The organism is Variovorax sp. R-27, from assembly GCF_049913215.1.
Classification (GTDB): domain Bacteria; phylum Pseudomonadota; class Gammaproteobacteria; order Burkholderiales; family Burkholderiaceae_C; genus Variovorax.
In genome coordinates this window covers 6,772,278-6,790,952 of record NZ_CP183984.1, presented here as the reverse complement: position 1 = coordinate 6,790,952, position 18,675 = coordinate 6,772,278, and the positions used below count along the sequence as shown (strand labels likewise).

The window sequence follows — 18,675 nt, the reverse complement described above, 5'->3', positions numbered from 1 at the left end:
AGAATCCCTGCATGACTTCCAGCACCAACACTCCCGTCGTCGGCCTCGTAGGCCTCGGCGCCATGGGCGCCGGCATGGCGCAATCGCTGCGCCGCGCGGGCCATGCGCCGCACGTGTTCGACGTGCGCCGCGAGGTCGCCGAAGCCTTCGCGCGCGATGGCGGCACGGCCTGCGACACGCTGGCCGCGCTCGGTGCGCAGTGCGACATCGTCGTCAGCGTCGTCGTGAATGCGGTGCAGACCGAATCTGTGCTGTTCGGCGACGGCACCGCGCCCGGCTGCGCCGCATCGATGAAGCCCGGCAGCCTGTTCGTGATGTGCTCCACCGTCGATCCGAACTGGTCGGTGGCGCTCGAAGCGCGCCTTGAGAAGCTGGGCATCCTGTACCTCGACGCGCCCATCTCCGGCGGCGCAGCGAAGGCTGCGAGCGGCCAGATGACGATGATGACCGCCGGTACGCCCGCCGTCTACGAGAAGGCCGGCGCGGTGCTCGACGCGATGGCCGCCAAGGTCTACCGCCTGGGCGACAGCGCGGGCGCCGGCAGCAAGGTGAAAGTCATCAACCAGCTGCTGGCCGGCGTGCACATCGCCGCGGCGGCCGAGGCCATGGCGCTGGGCCTGCGCGAAGGCGTGGACCCGGCGGCGCTGTACGAAGTCATCACGCACAGCGCCGGCAACAGCTGGATGTTCGAGAACCGCATGGCGCACGTGCTCGCGGGCGACTACACGCCGCTGTCGGCCGTCGACATCTTCGTGAAGGACCTGGGCCTGGTGCTCGACGTGGCGCGCGCGACCAAGTTTCCGCTGCCGCTGTCGTCCACCGCGCACCAGATGTTCATGCAGGCATCGACCGCGGGCTATGCGCGCGAAGACGACAGCGCGGTGATCAAGATCTTCCCGGGCATCGAAGTGCCGGCGCCGAAAAAACAGGCCTGAACAAGACAAGAAGGACACACTCGCTCATGAACATCCTCATCACCGGCGGCTGCGGCTTCCTCGGCGCCCGCCTCGCCCGCACGCTGCTCGCGGGCGGCAACCTCGCACTGGCAGGCGGCGCCGCGCAGCCGGTGTCGCGCATCACCCTGGCCGACCGCGTGCCGCCGCCCGCCGACCTGGCCGGCGACGTCCGCGTGCAATTCGTGCAGGGCGATCTGTACGAGCAGGCTGGCAACGGAGCGCTGCCGCTGGCCGACACCGACGCGGTGTTCCACCTCGCCGCCGCTGTGAGTGGCGAATGCGAGGCCGACTTCGACCTGGGCATGCGCAGCAACCTCGACACCACGCGCGGCCTGCTGGAGGCCTGCCGCCGCGCGGGCCACTCGCCGGTGTTCGTGTTCTCCAGCTCGGTCGCCGTGTTCGGCGATTCGCCCGAGCAGCGCCTGCCCGCAGTGATCGAAGACACCACGTTGCCGACACCGCAGAACAGCTACGGCATCCAGAAATTCATCGGCGAGCAATTGGTGGCCGACTTCACGCGCAAGGGCTTCGTGCAGGGCCGCAATGTGCGGCTCATGACGGTGTCGGTGCGCCCGGGCAAACCCAACGGCGCGGCCTCCAGCTTCCTGAGCGGCATGCTGCGCGAGCCGCTGGCGGGCGAACGCGCGCGCTGCCCCGTGTCGCCCGACACGCCTGTCGCGCTGGCATCGCCCGGCAACACCGTCGCGGGCATCGTGCGCGCGGCCACCGCCAGCGCCGCGGAATGGGGTGCACGCACTGCGATCAACCTGCCGGCATTGACGACCACCGTGCGCGAGATGGCGCAGGCGCTCGAACGCATTGCCGGCAAGGACGCCACCGGCCTGATCGACTGGGAGCCCGACGCCGCCATCGCGAAGATCGTCACCAGCTGGCCCAGTCGCATCCACGCAGCGCGCGCCGAAGCGCTGGGCCTGAAGGCCGACGCCAGCTTCGACGCCATCCTGCGCGACTATGTGCGCGAGAACGCACAGGCCGTGAAGCTGCCTGTCGTGAAGGACTGACCCATGGCAAAGCTCGTTCTCGGCTGCATCGCCGACGATTTCACCGGCGCCACCGACCTCGCCAACAACCTCGTGCGCGCGGGCATGCGCGTGGTGCAGGCCATCGGCGTGCCCGAAGGCCCGCTCGATGCCGATGTGGATGCCGTCGTCGTCGCACTCAAGTCGCGCACCATCGCGCCGGCCGAGGCCATCGCGCAGTCGCTCGATGCGCTGCGCTGGCTGCAGGCACAGGGCGCAAAGCAGATCTACTTCAAGTACTGCTCCACTTTCGACAGCACGGCGCAAGGCAACATCGGCCCCGTGACCGAGGCGCTGATGGATGCGCTGCAATGCGACTTCACCATCGCCACGCCCGCTTTTCCAGACAACAAGCGCACCGTGTTCAAGGGCTACCTGTTCGCGGGCGACGTGCTGCTCAACGAGAGCGGCATGCAGAACCACCCGCTCACGCCGATGACCGACCCGAACCTCGTGCGCGTGCTGCAGGCGCAGTGCAAGCGCAAGGTGGGCCTCATCGACTACACGGTGGTGGCGCGCGGCGCGACTGCCATCGATGAGCGCATCGCTCAGCTGAAGGCCGAGGGCGTGACGATCGCCATCGTCGACGCCGTGTCGAACGACGACCTTCTGCGCATGGGCCCGGCGCTCGCGAAGATGCCGTTGCTCACCGCGGGCTCGGGCGTGGCCATCGGCCTGCCGGCCAACTTCGGCCTCGCACCTTCTTCGCAGGCCAGTGCATTGCCAAAGGCCGGCGGCAAGACGGCGGTGGTCTCGGGCAGCTGCTCGCTAGCCACCAACCGGCAGGTGCTCGACTTCATCCAGCGCGGCGGCGCGGCAATGGCCGTCGACCCATTGCGCATCGCCGCGGGCGTGGACGTTGCCGCCGAGGCTCTGGCTTGGGCCGCGCCCTTGATCGACAAGGGCCCCGTGCTCGTCTACTCGACCGCCGAAGCCGGCGCCGTGAAGTCGGTGCAAGGCAGGCTCGGTGTCGAAGAGGCCGGCGCGATGGTCGAACGCACCATTGCAGCCATCGCGCGCGGTTTGGTCGAACGCGGCGTACACCAGCTGGTGGTGGCCGGCGGTGAAACCTCGGGTGCATGCGTGCAGGCGCTGGGCATCGCGCAGATGCAGATAGGCCCGCAGATCGACCCCGGCGTGCCGTGGTGCCATGCGCGTTCCGATGCTGCGCCAGAGGCAGGCGTGCATATCGCGCTGAAGTCCGGCAACTTCGGAAGCGACGATTTCTTCACCAAGGCATTTACAGTGCTCGCATGACCGAGAACGAAGCCCGTGAAGAAATCTGCCGCGTCGGCCGCAGCCTGTTCGAGCGCGGCTACGTGCATGCCACCGCCGGCAACATCAGCGTGCGGCTGGACGACGGCTTCCTGATCACGCCGACCGATGCCTGCCTCGGCTTTCTCGACCCGGCCCGATTGGCAAGGCTCGACGCGCAAGGCCAACAAACTAGCGGCGATCGCGCCAGCAAGACCATCGCACTGCACACGCGCATTTACGCCGCGACGCGCAAGTTCGATGCGAACACCGCCTGCGTGATTCACACACACAGCACGCACTGCGTCGCGCTCACGCTGAACGAACCGGGCGACGAACTGCTGCCCGCGCTTACACCGTATTTCGTGATGAAGGTCGGCCACGTGCCGGTCATCCCGTACCACCGGCCCGGCGCGTCCGAAGCGGCCGAACAGGTGGCACAAACCATCGAGCGCTTCGGCACCGCCGGCACGCCGATTCGCGCCGTGATGCTCACGCGCCTCGGCCCCAACGTCTGGCACGACACGCCGGCCGCCGCCATGGCCGTGCTCGAAGAACTCGAAGAAACCGCACGGCTTCAGCAGCTCGCGCAGGCCGCACGGCCCGAGCCGCTGAACGCCGATCAGATCGATGAACTGCGCCGTACCTTCGGTGCGCGCTGGTAGTACAAACACCCCATGCCCCAATTTGCCGCCAACCTCTCGATGCTCTACCCGGAGCTCGCTTTCCTCGACCGCTTCGACGCCGCCGCGAAAGACGGCTTCAAGGCCGTGGAATATCTCTTCCCCTACGACTTCGCGAAAGACGAAATCCTGGCGCGGCTCAAGCACAACGGCTTGCAGCAGGTGCTGTTCAACGGCCCGCCCGGCGACTGGAACGGCGGCGAGCGCGGCCTGGCCTGCCTGCCGGGGCGCGACGCCGAGTTTCGCGAAGGCATTGCCAAGGCTATCGACTACGCCGTGGCGCTCGACTGCCCGCGCATCCACGTCATGGCCGGCCTCGTGCCCGAAGGCCTGGAGCGCGACGCGCTGCAGCCCGTGTACCTCGACAACCTGCGCTGGGCCGCGGCCGAAGCAGCCAAGGCCGGCCGCGACGTGCTGATCGAGCCGATCAACACGCGCGACATTCCGCGCTTCTTTCTCAACCGGCAAGACCACGCGCACGAGATCGTCGAGACGGTGAGCGCGCCCAACCTCAAGGTGCAGATGGACCTGTACCACTGCCAGATCGTCGAAGGCGACGTGGCAATGAAGATCCGCAAGTACCTTCCCACCGGCCGCGTCGGCCACATCCAGATCGCCGGCGTGCCCGAGCGGCATGAGCCGGACATCGGCGAACAGAACTACCCGTACCTGTTCGACGTGATCGACGAGGTGTCGGCGCAGTGCGGCTGGCAGGGCTGGGTCGGCTGCGAATACCGGCCGAAGCGCGGTTCGGAGCCGGGCGGCACCTCGGCCGGCCTCGGCTGGCTGCGGGCCTGGGAGCAGCGGCACGCATGAAGCTCGAGGCGCTGCGCATTCCGGCGCCGCTGCGTGCATTCGCGGCGGGCGATGCGCAGTTGTTTGATGTCACGTTGACTGGCGACAGCGTTGCATCCATCGTGCCGAGCGCCCAACAGAAGCACGCAAGCGGCACGCTGCTGAGCGCGCTGGTCGAGGCGCACGCGCACATCGACAAGAACTACACCGTGCAGGACGTCGGCGCTGCGCAAGGCAACCTGTTCGCCGCCATCGAGCGCATGAACAGGCACCGCGACAGCTGGACCGGCGAATCACTGCGCGTTCGCATGGAGCGCGCATTGAACGACGCCTGGCAATCGGGCACGCGCGCACTGCGCACGCACCTCGATTGGGTGCAGGCCGAACCGCCGGCCGCGCTGGCCGTGTTCGAGTCGCTGCGCGAGGAGTGGCGCGGCCGCGTCGAGCTGCAGTTCGTCTCGCTCACGCCGCTCGACCTGTTCGCCGACCACGCCGCAGGCGAACGCATCGCGCGCGAGGTGAAGCGCGCGGGCGGTGTGCTCGGCGCGTTCGTCTACCGCAACGAAGGCATCGTCCACAAGCTCGGACGTGTGTTCGACCTCGCGCAGCAACACGGGCTGGGCCTCGACTTCCATGTCGACGAAGGGCTCGACCCCGAGGCCAGCGGCCTGCGCAGCATCGCGCAGCTGGTGCGGGCGCGCGACTTCAGGCACGGCGTGGTCTGCGGCCACGCCTGCTCGCTCTCGGCGCAGGACGACGCGGTTGCCGGGGAAACGCTGGCACTGTGCGCCGGCGCGGGCATTCACCTTGTTGCGCTGCCCACCACCAACCTCTACCTGCAGGGCGCCTGGGACCGCACGCCGGTGCAACGCGGCATCACGCGCATCCGCGAGGCGGCGGCACGGGGCTTGCGTGCAAGCCTCGCAACCGACAACGTGCAGGACGCCTTCTATCCCTACGGCAGCTACGACTTGCTGGAGACCTTCGGCCTCGGCGTGCAGATGGCGCACCTGGCGCCGGCCTCCGACTGGCTCGACACCGTCACCGTGAGCCCCGCGAAAGCGCTGGGGCTCGCATGGGACGGGCGCATCGCGCCGGGCTGTCCGGCGGACCTGCTGCTGTTGTCGGCCACAGACGAACACGAACTCATCGGCCCGCGCGGGCGGCAACGCACCGTCATCCGCGCTGGCCAGGTACTGGAGAAAACACAATGAGCACGATGGGCAAGCCAATGGCCAACTACGCCGCCGCCAAGCGCGTCGGCGATTTCGTCTTCATGAGCGGCGTGGTCGCGGTCGATCCGGCCACACGCCGCGCCGTCGCTGGCTACGACGCGATTCCCGAAGCAGCACGCACCGCGCTGCAGGGCGTGGGCTATGCCACGGGGCAGATGTCGGTCGACGTGTTCGAGGCGCCCATCGTCGCGCAGAGCTGGTTCGTGCTGGAGCGCATCCGCCAGATCGCCGCCGAGCATGGCGGCACCATGGAAGACGTGGTGAAGCTGGTGCAGTACTTCCGCCACCTGCCGCACTACGCCTTCTACAACCGCGTGCGCGGCCTGTTCTATCCGGGCGAGCCGCCGGTGAGCACGGTGGTGGAGGTGTCGCGCTTCCTGCCGGGGGACGAAGTGCTGGTGGAAGTCGAAGCCACCATGTACCTGCCCCAGCGCTCTTCTACTTGACCCCCGCGCCCTTCAGCAGGAACTCCGTCACCTGCTCGATCAGGTAGCGCCGGTCTTTGCCGTCCTTGTCCTGGCCCTGCTGGGCTGCGTTGCGGTAGTAGGCCGCCTGCGTGGCGTGGTCGGCGTAGAACTGCGTCACCGCCCAGATGTGGAACAGCACCAGCATCGGGTCGGCCTTGTCCATCAGGCCCTGGTTCATCCAGTTCTGGATCACGGCGGCGGCCTGGTCGGTGCGCTGCTTGCTCGTGTCCATCATGTTGTTGATGACGGGCGCGCCGCGCATCATCTCGGCCGTGAAGATCCGCGAGCGCAGCGGGTGCTCGAACGAGAACATCATCTTGCGCTGGATCAGGTCGCCCAGCACCTTGCGCGGGCCGAAGGCCTCGTCGCTGAAGCCGAACACCACGATCCAGTCGGTGAGGATGTCCTGCAGCACCTGGCGGTACAGCGCTTCCTTGCTCTCGATGTAGTAATGCAGCTGCGCCTTCGAAAGCCCCGCCTTGTCGGCGATGGCCTGCGTGGACGCGCCGGCCAGCCCTTCGCTTGCGAACACTTCGATGGCGGCCTGGTTGATGAGGCCGAGCACCTGCGTGTACTTGCGCGAGCGGCCGCGCGTGGCGGGCGCCTCGGCGTCGCTCTCTTCGTTGACGGAAGCAGGACGCGCGCTCACAGCTGGAGTTCCAGTTCCTGGCCCCTGGCGCGCGAGCAGCACAGGGCAATCTTGTGGCGGCGCTCGCTGCCCGTGAGGCAGAAGTCGCGGTGCTCGGCGTCTTCGCCGTCGCCCTCGACCACGCAGGTGCCGCACAGGCCCTGCTGGCACGACACGGGAATGTCGATGCCGACTTCGTGCAGCGCGTCGACGGCTGTCTGGTCGGCAGCCACCGGCACGGTGATGCCACGCCGGGCGAGCTTCAGCGTGAAGGGCAGGCCGGTGGTGGCGTTGGCGTCGGTCGGTGCGGCGAAGTATTCGGCGTGCAGCGCGTCTTCGGGCCAGTGCGCGGCTGCGTCGCGCACCGCCTTCATGAAGCCGCCGGGGCCGCAGACGTAAAGGTGCGTGCCGGGCGCGCGGTCGGCCAGCAACCCATGCAGGTCGATACGCTGCAAGGCGTCACCCTGGTCGAGGTGCAGCCGCAGGTGCGGCGCCAGCGCGGGCGCGTGCAGCGCATCGGCGAAGGCCAGATGCTCTTCGCTGCGCGCGAACACGCACAGCGTGAACTGCGCGCCGCGCGCCGCAAGCGCCTGTGCCATCGCCAGCAGCGGCGTCATGCCGATGCCACCGGCCAGCAGCAGGTGGTGCGTGGCTTCCTCGCGCAGCGGAAAGGTGTTGCGCGGCGCGCTGATCGGCAGCAGGTCGCCCTCGCGCACGCGCTCGTGCATCGAGGCCGAGCCGCCGCGGCTGGCGAGTTCGCGCTTCACGCCGATCACGTAGGAGTTGGCGTCAGAGGGCGCGCGCGCCAGCGAGTACTGCCGCGAGAAGCCGCCGGGCATGTGCACGTCGATATGCGCGCCGGCCTCGTAGGAAGGCAGCGGCCGGCCCCACGGGTGGGCCAGCTCGAAGGCCAGGATTTCCGGCGTCTGCCGCGAGATGCGTTCGACGCGGACGGTGAGCGTGCGTTCGAGGCTCATTGAGTTGTCTCCCTGTGTCGATGTTTTCTAGATGCTGCCCAGCTTGCGCGACACGCGCTCGATGAAATGAGTCCGGTCGCGTGCGGTCGCTGCGTTCATGTCGTGCAGCTGCAGCCACGTCACCTTGCAGCGCCACGCGAACAGCGCACGCAGCGCGCGCGTGAACAGCCGCCGGCCCGGGTCGCCGATCATCAGCACGAACCAGCGCGGCGAGCCGCCGGTGGTCACCACCGTCAGCCGCCGGATGTGCCGCATGCCCGACTTCGCGAGCTGCCCCTTGCGTTCCGCCGGCAGGAAGGCCACGCCCGGCAGCCACACCCTTTCGAGCCAGCCCTTGAGCATCGACGGCGGCCCGTGGAACCAGGTGGGAAACACGAACACAAGATGCTCGGCCCACAGCAGCGCTTCGACGTGGGGTTTCACGCGTTCGCGGATCAGGTCGGGGTTGTCGAGGTAGGCGATGCGCTCTTCGCGTGTCAGCGTCGGGTCGAAGCCCTCGGCGTACAGGTCGATGGCCTTGACGGGGTGTCGCGGTTCGAGCGCCTCGAGGGCGGTGCGATAGAGCGCGTGATTGAAGCTGTCAGGGTTCGGATGGCAGTGGACGACTAGCGTTTTCATGGTTGAGGGCCGGTTCGCTCAGGACTTGCGTCGCTGGCGAGACGGGGTCAGAGCCCAAGGAGTGAAAGGCCGCGCGGTGCCTTATGGCAACCCAGGCGCCGGCATCTGACCCCGGCGCAAGCCCCGCGCGACCCACGGGAAAAAATCGGTGTGCTTACTTGCCTGTGAGCTTCTTGCGGACGTCGACGCCGACGCCCTTGTTGACGAACTGCGTGGTCACGACTTTCGAGAGATCGACCTCGCCGGTCTTGTACAGGCCGGCCTTGACCATCTTGTCGTAGAAGTCCTTCACGCGGGCCTCGTCCATCGCGCCGATGCCCTTGGTGAGCGATTCGCCGCTGTCGACGATGCCCATCTTCTTCATCAGCTCGATGGAGCCCTGCGAGGCGGCCACGGGCGAGTCGGGGTTGATCTTGGCGATCATCTCGTTGGCGGCCTTGTTGTCGCCGTAGAGGTAGTTGTTCCAGCCGATGATCGAGGCCTCGACGAACTTGCGCACCGTCTCGGGCTTGGTCTTGATCAGGTCGGCGCGCGTCTCGATGGTGGTCGAGTAGGTCGAGAAGCCGTTGTCTGCCAGCAGCTGCACCACCGGGTCGAAGCCGGCCTGCGCCTTGATCGACAGCGGCTCCGAAATCGCATAGCCCTGCTGGATCGACTTCTTGTCGGCCAGGAAGGGGCCCACGTTGAAGGTGTAGGGCTTGAGCTGCGAATCCTTGAAGCCGTGCTCCGACTTCATCCACTGCCAGAAGCTGAACTGGCCGTCCTTGCCGATGAAGGCCACGGGTGCCTTGGTCATGTCCTTGAAGGTGTCGAAGCCCTGGCCCGGGTGGGCGAACATGGCCTGCGGGTCTTTCTGGAAGAAGGCCGCGACCACCACCGTGGGCACGCCGTTCTTCACGTTGTCGAAGGACTGCAGCAGGTTGCCCGTCATCAGGAAGTCGACCTTGCCGGCCGGCAGCATCGGCCGGTTGTTGACCATCGGGCCGCCCTGCTGGATGTCGACGTCGAGGCCGTACTTCTTGTAGGTGCCGTCCACCAGCGCCTGGTAGAAGCCGCCGTGGCCGGCCTGCGCCTTCCAGTTGGTGGCGAACACCACTTTTTCCTGCGCCTGCGCGGCGAAGGCGGCGGCCGCGAGGGCCAGGCCGAAAGCAAGCGGTCGGAGATTGAAAGCGGGGATGCGCATGGGGACGGACTCCTGTGGAGGTTTTGGAAGGTACGGGATGCGGAGACTAAATCTTTTCAGCGTTCGGTAGCCATCTCTGGCGACCAGCCGCGCGTCTTGCCGGGATTCATCAGCCCCATCGGATCGCTGCGCTTCTTGAATTCGATCTGCTGCGTGTCGATGGTCTTCATGCCGCCGTCCTCGATGGTGACGACGTGCGGGTTGAAGATCTGGCAGCCGCCCTGCGACTCGATCTCGCGGATCACTTCGTACTGGTGGGCCTCGCCCTTCCAGCGCACGAGTAGGATGCCGAAGGTGCCGCACTCGCCGTTGGCGCGCGCGAAGTCCTGGTGCTGCAGCACGTCGTCGCCGAAGATCTGCAGATGGCGCTCGACCACGGCCGGGTCGAAGGGCTGGGCGTAGGCCACCTGCAGGTAGGTCCAGCCGCGGTCTGCCTTCAGCGCCTGCAGCGTCGTGTGGTTGAACGCGCACTCGTAGGCCGGGGGCAGGCCTTCGGCGAGCAGCTCGGCTTCGGTGCCGGCGACCGAGATCGTGCCGCCCTGTGCATCGGCCAAGGCGCGAAAGTCCGCCATCGACTCGGGCGAGACCATGGCGAACACGGCGTGCCGGTCGACAGGAAATCGGTCGCGCATGGCCGTGTAGTAGGGCGAGAAACGCGCCTCCACCGTCGAGAGCAGGAAGATGTCGAGCGAAGGCGCCTGCGCCGCAATGCCGAAATCGAGCGCGCCGCGATAGGTCTCGAAGAGCACCGTGCAGTGCACCCATTCGACGGCGGGGCTCAGCGCGACTTCCACGTCGAGGATCACGCCGTTGGTGCCATAGGCGTGGTGCACCTGCTGGATCTCGTCGCCGTGCAGTTCGATGATGCGCGGCTCGCGCTCTACCGTCATCACGCGCGCGCGCAGCAGGTTGCCGGGGTCGCGCAGGATGCCGTGGCGGAACGAGCCGATGCCGCCGAAGCCGCCCGCGATGAAGCCGCCGATGGACGCCACGTGCCAGGTCGAGGGCCACATGCGCAGCGCCTGGCCGGTCTCCCGTGCGGCGAGGTCGATGTCGTGCATGCGCGCGCCGGCCTCGACGCGGATGCGTCCGGGCTGGATGTCGAGCACGCGGCACATCTGCGTCACGTCGAGCACGATGCCGCCTTCGAGTGGCACGCACTGGCCGTAGTTGCCGGTACCGCCGGCACGCACGGTGAGCGGCAGCTTCCATTTCGCGGCCACGGCGGCGGCCTGCCGCACGTCGTCTTCGGTGCTGACCTTGACGACGAGGTCGGCCACGCAGCCCGCGAGCTGCGCGGTGAGGATGGGGCTGTACCAGTAGAAGTCTTTCGACAGCTGCTTGCGCTGGGCCGGCGCGGTGATCAGGTTGAGGCCGCGCAGGTCGGCGCGCACGGCATCCCAGTCGACGGCAGGCACGATGGTCCTAGCGTTCACGGCGCATTTCGCTTTCGTGCCAATGCCCGAGCACCAGCCGCGACAAGGCCGCGAACACGATGAAGATCACGATGCCCAGCAACGACACCAGCAGCAGCGCCGCGAACATCATCGGAATCTCGGTGCGGAAGCTCGATTCGAGAATGCGCGATGCAAGACCCGTTTCCTTGCCCGCAGTGCCGGCCGTGAACTCGGCGACCACCGCGCCGATCAGGCTCAGCCCGCCCGCGATCTTCAGGCCCGCCATGAAGTACGGCAGCGCGCTGGGCGCGAGCAGGTAGCGGAAGGTCTGCCACGGCGAGGCCATGTAGAGCTGGAACAGGTCGCGAAGGTTGCTGTCCGCGCTTTTCAGGCCGATGACGGTGTTCGACAGGATCGGGAAGAAGGCCACGATCCACGCGCACAGCAGCAGCGCCGCCGTGGTGCTCGACACGTAGATCAGGATCAGCGGCGCGATCGCGATGATCGGCGTCACCTGCAGGATCACGGCGATCGGGAACAGGCCGATCTCCACCCACTTGAAGAGCGCGAACGCAATCGCCAGCAGCACGCCGCCGACGATGGCCGCGGCCAGCGCGAGCAGCGTGAGCTTCACCGTGAACCACAGAGCGCTGGACAGCGAATCCCAGTTGTCGAACAGCGTGCGAAGAATGAGCGAGGGCGCGGGCAGGATGTAGTGCGGGATGTTGTTGGCGCGAACCGTCCATTCCCAGATGAGCAGCAGCAGCACGACGATGCCCGCGGGCACGACGATGCGCAGCAGCGACTCGCGCCGGCGCAGCCGGTCTTCGTGCGCGCGCAGCGATGCCTCGGAGGGCGCCGCATCCGCATTGGCATCCGCGAGGGCGACGGGCTCAGTGATCGATGTCGAGGCCATGCAGGGCTCCGTGCAGGGATTGCGACACGGCAGTGCAGTGCGCGTTGTAGCGGCTCGATGTGCGGAACTCTTCGCCGCGCGGATAGGGTTCGTCGATGCGGATCTCGTCGATCACGCGGCCCGGGCGCGCGGCCATCACGACGATGCGGTTCGACAGGTACACCGACTCGTACACGCTGTGCGTGACGAACACGACCGAGAAGCGGTGTTCGCGCCAGATGGCCAGCAGGTCGTTGTTGAGCTTGATGCGCGTCATCTCGTCGAGCGCGGCAAAGGGCTCGTCCATCAGCAGCAGGCGCGGGTGCGTGACCAGTGCGCGCGCAATCGACACGCGCATCTTCATGCCGCCCGAGAGCTCGCGCGGGTACACGTCGGCAAAGCGCGAGAGGCCAACCATCTCAAGCACCTGCTGCACCACCGGCGCGGCCGCATCGCGGCTCATGCCCGCGAGCTTGAGTGGCAGCCAGACGTTGTCGAACACCTTGGCCCAGGGCATGAGCGTGGGCTCCTGGAACACGAAGCCCAGGTCGCGGTCGCTCTGCGTCTTTCCGGTGTTGGCACCCGACCAGTGCATGTCGCCCGAACTGAGGCGCGTGAGCCCCGCGATGAGGCGCAGCGCGGTGCTCTTGCCGCAGCCCGAGGGGCCCAGGAAGCTGATGAAGTCGTGCTCGCCGATGTCGAGCGTCATGCCCTGCAGCGCGAGCGTGCCGTTGGCGAAGCGCTTGCTGACGTTGCGCAGGGTGACCAGCGGCGGGGTGGATGGCGTGGTGCTTTCCATGATGGCTGCGAGCCTAGCGCCAGGCGGGTTGGTTGGCGAGGCGCGACAGGGGGAAGCGGTCGACCTCGTGCAGCAGCTCGACGAAGCGGCGGCCCACGTGGTCGAGCACCGCCGCGCCCTTTTCGGCGGTGGCGCGCGTGGCGTCGCCGGCTGCGCCCGCGGGGTTGATGTCGTGCATCTGCCAGCCGAGCTTGCCGCTGGGGGTGATCGACAGGAACTTGTTCTCGGCGGCCAGTTGCTCCGTCATCGAGCTGAAGTTCTGGAACTGGTCTTTGCGGACGTAGTCGGGCGTGAGGTGCAGCATGACCGAGCTTTCGAGGTCGCCGGCGTGGATGCCGTGCCTGCCTTCATGCGCGGTGAACAGGCCCTCGGGCAGGCCCAGCGTGTACCAGTTGGCGGCCACGACCATCATGTCGTGGGCTTCGCGCAGGTCGCGCGCCACGATGTCCATCACGCTCATCTGGCCGCCGTGGCTGTTGTAGAGCACCAGCTTGCGCACGCCTGCCTTGGCGACGCAGGCGCCGATGTCGGTCCACAGCGAGATCAGCGTGTTCGCCGACACGGTGAGCGTGCCGGGGTAGCGCGAGTGTTCGTTGCTCTTGCCATAAGGCACGGTGGGCAGGAACAGCACCGGCAGGTCGTCGGGCAGGTGCGGCAGCGTGGCGCGCACCATGCCGCCGATGGTGGCGGTGTCGGTCGACATCGGCAGATGGGGGCCGTGCTGCTCGGTCGCGCCCACGGGCAGCACGGCGATCAGCCGTTCACGGTCGAGGCGGGAGAACTCTTCGCTGGTCAGGTCAGACCAGAAACGGCTGCGCAGTGGGGGCGGATTCATCGTGGTGTACCTCGTGGCGACGGACGGGATGATGGTCTAAATTATCCATACGGTCAAAAAAGATTGGCTATCCGTGGATACCCGTTGATCTTTCATGACCGATCTCATGCAAGCTGCATGCCATCAAATTTGCTCGAATGGTCAAAAATTGACCCCGAGCGCCCGCCGCCCGGGGTTCACCAGCGCAGGCGCAGCCCCACTTGCCCCTGCACGCCGGTCTGCTCGGTGATGCCGATGGCGCTGGTGTACGCCAGGCCGCCGTAGACCGCCAGCGTCTTGTTCACCTGGCCGACAACGCCGCCGCCGACTTCGAGCGCGCTCGAATTGCGGCGGTTGACGACCTGGTCGGTCGGCCCGAAGTAGATCGCGTTGCTGCCGCTGAAGGTGTGCCACAGGTTGACCTTCAGGTACGGCTTCCAGACGCCGCCGCCCGCGTCGAAGCGGCCTTCGAGCCGCGCGCCCAGCCGGCCGGTGACGGCGTTGTCGCGCTGGAAGCGCACGGTGGAAAGGCCATCGTCGAAATCGTCGATCGAGCTGCGCTGCCAGATCAGCTGCGCCTGTGGCTGCAGCGTCACGGTGTCGCTCAGGGCAAACGGATAGCCCGCTTCCAGCGATGCGGTGATCGTCTTGCCGTGCGGCCTGCCGCCGCGGCCGAGCGTGGAAATCGCGTCGGTCTTGAAGCGGGTGGCCATGAGCACGGCGTCGCTGTACCAGCCGCTGTTCGCGATACGGGTCCAGTACGCGCCGAGGCTGTAGCCCTCCACGCTCAGCCGGCCGGCCGCCTCGTTGGTGGCCCCGTCGGCGACGCCGCTCGCGCTGCCGCTGGCGCGCGTGTAGCCACCCAGCACGCCGACGCGGTTGCGTCCGCCGGCGGCGTCGGTGCCCACCAGGAAGTCGTGGCCGAGCTGCAGGCCGTGGACGTTGCCGTCGAACTGCGGATTCGCATCGCCGCGCAGGCGCTGCCGCGTGCTCTCGCCGAACACGCGGCCCCACGAGGCCTGCCGGCCTTCGCTGTCCCCGTCGCCGGCCAGCAATTGCTGGTCACCCTGCCGGTCGTGGAAGCTGCCCAGCTGCGCGAGCCCGAGGCGGCGCACCGCGATCGGCAGGGCGCTGTAGAGCGGGACCTCGGGCCGGTAGAGCTTGACCGGCTCCACCGACATGGCGGCTGGCGGCGCGCCGGGCACCGGCGGCGTTTCGTTGAGGACCGCGAGCGCTTCTGTCAGCGAGCCCACCACGGTGCCGCCGACCAGGTAGCCGTTGTTGCGCAGGTACCAGTTGTCGGGGTTGTTGCCGGCCGCGCTGCCTCGGAACAGCCGGTAGTTGTAGGCGCCGGCCTCGACCGCCTGGGTCAGCGAGAACGCGGTGGGGGCCGTGGTGGCGCCGTTGAGTGCCTGCACCACCAGGATGCCGTCGGCCAGCGTGGGCGCGCCCAGGCCGCCGCGGTTGACCACGCGGATGCCGGTGCTGCCCGATGCCGCGCCGCCGTCGATCACGAGCTTGTCCGATGGCGAGTTGTCACCGGCCAGCACGGTGTTGACCTGCATCAGCGCGCCGCTGCCGCCGAAGTAGTTGCCGCGCACGGTGAAGGCCCCGAAGTTCACGCCGTCGTTAGGCCCGGGCAGCAGCGTGCCCTGGTTGGTCACGTTGCCCGCGAATGTGCCGGTGCCCGCGACTGTGGTGCCGGGGATCACCGTGATGACGGGGCTCGTCAGTGTCGCGGGGAGGTTGAAGCGGCCGGACTCCACCCGTATCGAGTCGGAGAAATTCGCGTCGGTCAGCCACGACCATTCGGTGCCGCGCATCGTCAGGTTCTGGAAATTGCGGAACGCGTTGTCCACCGTGCCGGTGCCTTCGAGGAAGGTGCTGGCAGTCTTTCCGACGCCGCCGTCGGCGCCGCCACGGATGACCGAGCCGGTCTGCAATATCAGCGTGCCGTTGCCGAGCGCGCCCATGTAGATCGCGTCGGTGTTGGCGGCGCCGCCGTGTCCCTCGATGGTGCCGGCGTTGACCAGCACGTCGTTGCCGTTCTGGCCGCGATAGCCGTAGCCGTTGGCGCTGGACAGCGTGCCACCGGCCCGGTTCTCCACGCGCGAGAAGAAGCTTGAGCCCAGAGTGTTCGCATGCACCGCATCGGCGCCGCCCGCGGGCGAGTTGGCACCGGTGGTGGTGATGGTGCCGGTGTTCACCAGCAGGTTGGCGACGAGGTTGCCCCCCTGCAGGTAGACGCCCTTGGCCGAGGTGCCGCTGGTATTGATGGTGCCGTTGTTGATCACCGTGTTGCCCGGGCCCAGCATGGAGACGCCGTGCGAGCTGCCGCCCGTGGTGCTGATGCTGCCGTTGTTGGTGATGACCGTGCGCGTGCTGCTGTTCGACGTCACCAGGATGCCGGAGGTGCTGCTGCTCGTCGTGCGGATGGCGCCGTTGTTGGTCAGGGTGTTGTCGTTGCCCGTGGCGACCATCGCCGCGCGAGCAGAACCCGAGCCGCCCGAGACGGTGATGGTGCCGTTGTTCGTGATGGTGCTGGCATCGCGCACCAGCAGGACCTGCGTGGCGTTGGTGCTGAGCGTGGCGCCGTTGTTCACGGTGATGCCGACGCCGGTGCTGCCCGGCGTGGCGATCACGCTGGCCGAACCGGTCGTTGCGCCGTCGCAGACCACGGCGGTGTTCGAGCCCGGCGTGGCGGTTGGCGCGCAGGCGGCATAGGCGCCATCGGCGGCCAGCGTGGCGAGCGTTGCCGCAAGGCAGCGAACAAGAGGGGAATGGGAAGGAAGGTGACGCGGAATCCGATGCGATCGCGCGATGCTCATGCTTGCTCCTTTGTTCTTGGTTGTCTCTCGTGCACGACCCTGGGGCTGGGCGGTCGTTTGACCATTTGCCAAGACATTTGGCACGATTAACAATCAAGAAACAATCGAGCGAATGTTTGCATGTTGCTGTAGTGAGACGGCGCGGGCGCCGGTGTCTTTCAGGCCGCCACGGCCTGCGTCTTGCGGCGCGGCCACGGAATGAGCAGGCATGCGCCGAGCAGCGTGACAACGCCCACCAGGCCGCAAAACAGGGTCACTGAGAAGCGTGGGACGACGGTGCCCAGCGCGAACGAGACCGAGAAGATGCCCAGGTTGAGCAGGCTCGCGTGGTACGAGTTGATGGTGCCCCGGCAGCGCTCAGCCAAGCATGGCGCCCATCATCGGGCCGGCGAGCACCTCCGCCGAACCGATGAGGAAGAGGCAGCCGAAGAGTGTTGCGATCTGCGAGGCTCTTATGCTCATCGCCGCACCACATAGCGCGTGACCACAGGCGGCGATTCGCCGAGGTGAAAGGCCAGCCGCCGCTCGCGCAATGCCATGTCGCTGGCCGTCGCGCGGTTGAAGCGGCGCAGGTGGTCGGTCCACGATTCGTCGACGATCTGCTCCACGTAGCGCTCCGGCTGCGCGATGTCGTGCAGCAGCTCCCAGCCGATGGCGCCCTGGCTCAGGCGCGCGCGGCGGGTCTGCTGCATCACGAGGTGGAAGGCGGCGGCGCGGGCCGGGTCGATCATGAATTCGACGGTGATGACCACGCGGCCGTCTTCCTGCGGCGCCTCGGTCGGCGGGCCGGCGGCCCAGCCGGCCTGCGCGGGGCTGGTGTCGTCCTCGCCGCTGACGTCGGTCACCCAGCGCAGGGCCATGAGCATCAGCAGCGTGCCGCTGATGGCGGCGACGGAAAGGCTGGCGACCAGCGAGGTGACCGTGGCCACCTGCCCCCAGATCGCCGCGCCGATCGCGCTCGCGCCCATGATCGCCATCTGGTACATCGACATGCCGCGCGCGCGCACCCAGTCGGGCAGTGCGAGCTGGGCCGACACCGACAGCGAATTGGCCACCGTGATCCACGCCATGCCGCCGAAGAACATCGCCGGCACCGCGACCCATGCGTTGGGCGCGAAAGCCATCACGGCCGTGGCGCCCGACTGCAGCAGCGTGCCGCGCAGCACCAGCTGGTCGCGCCCCAGCGCCTGGCGCAGCCGCGGCAGGAACAGCACCGCGATGATCGCGCCCGCGCCCATGGCCGCCAGCAGCAGCGTGAAGGTGCCCGCGCCGCCGCCCTGGAGGTTGCGCGCCAGCAGCGGCAGCAGTGCCAGCAGTGCGGTCGAGTGGAAGAAGAAGATAGAGATGCGCGTGAGCACCGCGCGCATGCGCTGCGACTGCCGCACGAACTGCACGCCCACGCGCATCGCACTGATGAGCTTCTCGCGGCCCAGCGGGTTGGGCGTGTGCTCGCGCCGCCAGCGCAGCACCACGAAGCCCGAGGCTACCGACAGCACCGCGTTCAGCGCAAAGACCCAGATGCTGCCCGCGCTCGCGATCAGCATGCCGGCCGTGAGCGGGCCGACGATGCGCGAGGCGTTCATCGCGATGCCGTTCAGGCCGAGCGCGGCCGGCAGCTGCGGCCGCGGCACCAGCTCGGGCACGATGGCCGCGAACACCGGCCAGCGCAGCGCCAGGCCGATGCCGTTGGCAAACGTGAGCGCCAGCAGCAGCGGCGCGGTCATGAGGTCGAGCGCCAGCGCGGCGCACAGCACGATGGCGGTGCCGGCCAGCCAGAACTGCGTGGCCACCAGCCAGCGCCGGCGGTCGAGGATGTCGGCCAGCGCGCCGCTGGGCAGGCCCAGCAGGAAAACCGGCAGCGTGGAGGCCGACTGCACCAGCGCCACCCAGATGGGCGAGGTGGTCAGCGAGGTCATCATCCACGCGGCGGCCACGTCGTTCATCCACATGCAGATGTTGGCGACGAGCCATGTGCTCCACAGCATGCGGAACACGGGGAGCTTGAGGGGCTCGAGGGCCGCGAGCTTCGTTGGCTGCGGCCGCGCGGGCGGGATCGGTGTCTCTTCGGGGGATATGGGCGGCATGTGCCGCTATTGTGGCGCGGCC

General features: G+C 67.9%; 18 protein-coding genes. 7 read left to right on the top strand and 11 right to left on the bottom strand.

Going from position 1 to position 18,675, the window contains the following annotated elements:
* Nucleotides 1-11 precede the first annotated feature (11 nt).
* From ltnD to ACN9MV_RS31920, 7 genes are read left to right on the top strand one after another with little or no spacing between them, the layout of a single operon-like run.
* Nucleotides 12-935: an L-threonate dehydrogenase gene (ltnD, locus tag ACN9MV_RS31950; RefSeq protein ID WP_426390852.1), complete on the top strand. Its 924-nt coding sequence runs from the start codon at nucleotides 12-14 to the stop codon at nucleotides 933-935.
* Between the two features lie 26 nt (nucleotides 936-961).
* Complete coding sequence (gene denD / locus ACN9MV_RS31945) at nucleotides 962-1,978, top strand: D-erythronate dehydrogenase (RefSeq protein ID WP_426390851.1); 1,017 nt, start codon at nucleotides 962-964, stop codon at nucleotides 1,976-1,978.
* A 3-nt stretch (nucleotides 1,979-1,981) separates the two neighbouring features.
* A complete protein-coding gene (otnK, locus tag ACN9MV_RS31940) occupies nucleotides 1,982-3,253 on the top strand; it encodes a 3-oxo-tetronate kinase (protein WP_093076231.1) in 1,272 nt (423 codons plus the stop codon).
* Nucleotides 3,250-3,915 (top strand): aldolase, encoded by a 666-nt coding sequence (locus ACN9MV_RS31935; RefSeq protein WP_307614680.1) that lies wholly within the window; start codon nucleotides 3,250-3,252, stop codon nucleotides 3,913-3,915. Before otnK ends, ACN9MV_RS31935 begins: the two co-directional genes overlap by 4 nt.
* 12 nt (nucleotides 3,916-3,927) lie before the next feature.
* Entirely contained in the window at nucleotides 3,928-4,749 is an 822-nt protein-coding gene (gene otnI, locus ACN9MV_RS31930; RefSeq protein WP_426390850.1) for a 2-oxo-tetronate isomerase, read from the top strand.
* Entirely contained in the window at nucleotides 4,746-5,942 is a 1,197-nt protein-coding gene (locus ACN9MV_RS31925; protein WP_426390849.1) for an amidohydrolase family protein, read from the top strand. The genes otnI and ACN9MV_RS31925 overlap by 4 nt, the downstream gene beginning before the upstream one ends.
* A complete protein-coding gene (locus ACN9MV_RS31920; protein ID WP_093076225.1) occupies nucleotides 5,939-6,409 on the top strand; it encodes a RidA family protein in 471 nt (156 codons plus the stop codon). Before ACN9MV_RS31925 ends, ACN9MV_RS31920 begins: the two co-directional genes overlap by 4 nt.
* Here the strand turns inward: ACN9MV_RS31920 and ACN9MV_RS31915 are convergent.
* The 11 genes from ACN9MV_RS31915 to ACN9MV_RS31865 all read right to left on the bottom strand — a co-directional run bounded on the left by ACN9MV_RS31915 (nucleotide 6,402) and on the right by ACN9MV_RS31865 (nucleotide 18,653).
* Complete coding sequence (locus ACN9MV_RS31915) at nucleotides 6,402-7,079, bottom strand: TetR family transcriptional regulator C-terminal domain-containing protein (RefSeq protein WP_093055334.1); 678 nt, start codon at nucleotides 7,077-7,079, stop codon at nucleotides 6,402-6,404. The two genes, ACN9MV_RS31920 and ACN9MV_RS31915, sit on opposite strands and share 8 nt — an antisense overlap.
* Complete coding sequence (locus ACN9MV_RS31910; protein ID WP_093076223.1) at nucleotides 7,076-8,035, bottom strand: PDR/VanB family oxidoreductase; 960 nt, start codon at nucleotides 8,033-8,035, stop codon at nucleotides 7,076-7,078. The genes ACN9MV_RS31915 and ACN9MV_RS31910 overlap by 4 nt, the downstream gene beginning before the upstream one ends.
* 27 nt (nucleotides 8,036-8,062) lie before the next feature.
* The gene (locus tag ACN9MV_RS31905; RefSeq protein WP_093055338.1) at nucleotides 8,063-8,653 is read right to left on the bottom strand and encodes an NAD(P)H-dependent oxidoreductase; all 591 of its coding nucleotides are present in this window, start codon (nucleotides 8,651-8,653) and stop codon (nucleotides 8,063-8,065) included.
* A 154-nt stretch (nucleotides 8,654-8,807) separates the two neighbouring features.
* Complete coding sequence (locus ACN9MV_RS31900) at nucleotides 8,808-9,836, bottom strand: ABC transporter substrate-binding protein (protein WP_093055340.1); 1,029 nt, start codon at nucleotides 9,834-9,836, stop codon at nucleotides 8,808-8,810.
* Between the two features lie 56 nt (nucleotides 9,837-9,892).
* Complete coding sequence (locus tag ACN9MV_RS31895) at nucleotides 9,893-11,272, bottom strand: FAD-binding oxidoreductase (RefSeq protein ID WP_426390848.1); 1,380 nt, start codon at nucleotides 11,270-11,272, stop codon at nucleotides 9,893-9,895.
* Nucleotides 11,262-12,149 (bottom strand): ABC transporter permease, encoded by an 888-nt coding sequence (locus tag ACN9MV_RS31890; protein ID WP_426390847.1) that lies wholly within the window; start codon nucleotides 12,147-12,149, stop codon nucleotides 11,262-11,264. The genes ACN9MV_RS31895 and ACN9MV_RS31890 overlap by 11 nt, the downstream gene beginning before the upstream one ends.
* Complete coding sequence (locus ACN9MV_RS31885; protein WP_093055344.1) at nucleotides 12,127-12,927, bottom strand: ABC transporter ATP-binding protein; 801 nt, start codon at nucleotides 12,925-12,927, stop codon at nucleotides 12,127-12,129. The genes ACN9MV_RS31890 and ACN9MV_RS31885 overlap by 23 nt, the downstream gene beginning before the upstream one ends.
* Before the next feature lie 13 nt (nucleotides 12,928-12,940).
* Nucleotides 12,941-13,762, bottom strand: a complete 822-nt coding sequence (locus tag ACN9MV_RS31880) for a creatininase family protein (RefSeq protein ID WP_426390846.1) — start codon at nucleotides 13,760-13,762, stop codon at nucleotides 12,941-12,943.
* A 176-nt stretch (nucleotides 13,763-13,938) separates the two neighbouring features.
* Complete coding sequence (locus ACN9MV_RS31875; RefSeq protein WP_426390845.1) at nucleotides 13,939-16,569, bottom strand: autotransporter outer membrane beta-barrel domain-containing protein; 2,631 nt, start codon at nucleotides 16,567-16,569, stop codon at nucleotides 13,939-13,941.
* Nucleotides 16,570-16,727: 158 nt separating this feature from the next.
* Nucleotides 16,728-16,934 (bottom strand): hypothetical protein, encoded by a 207-nt coding sequence (locus ACN9MV_RS31870; protein ID WP_426390844.1) that lies wholly within the window; start codon nucleotides 16,932-16,934, stop codon nucleotides 16,728-16,730.
* 93 nt (nucleotides 16,935-17,027) lie between these two features.
* Nucleotides 17,028-18,653: an MFS transporter gene (locus ACN9MV_RS31865; protein ID WP_093055350.1), complete on the bottom strand. Its 1,626-nt coding sequence runs from the start codon at nucleotides 18,651-18,653 to the stop codon at nucleotides 17,028-17,030.
* Nucleotides 18,654-18,675: the final 22 nt, after the last annotated feature.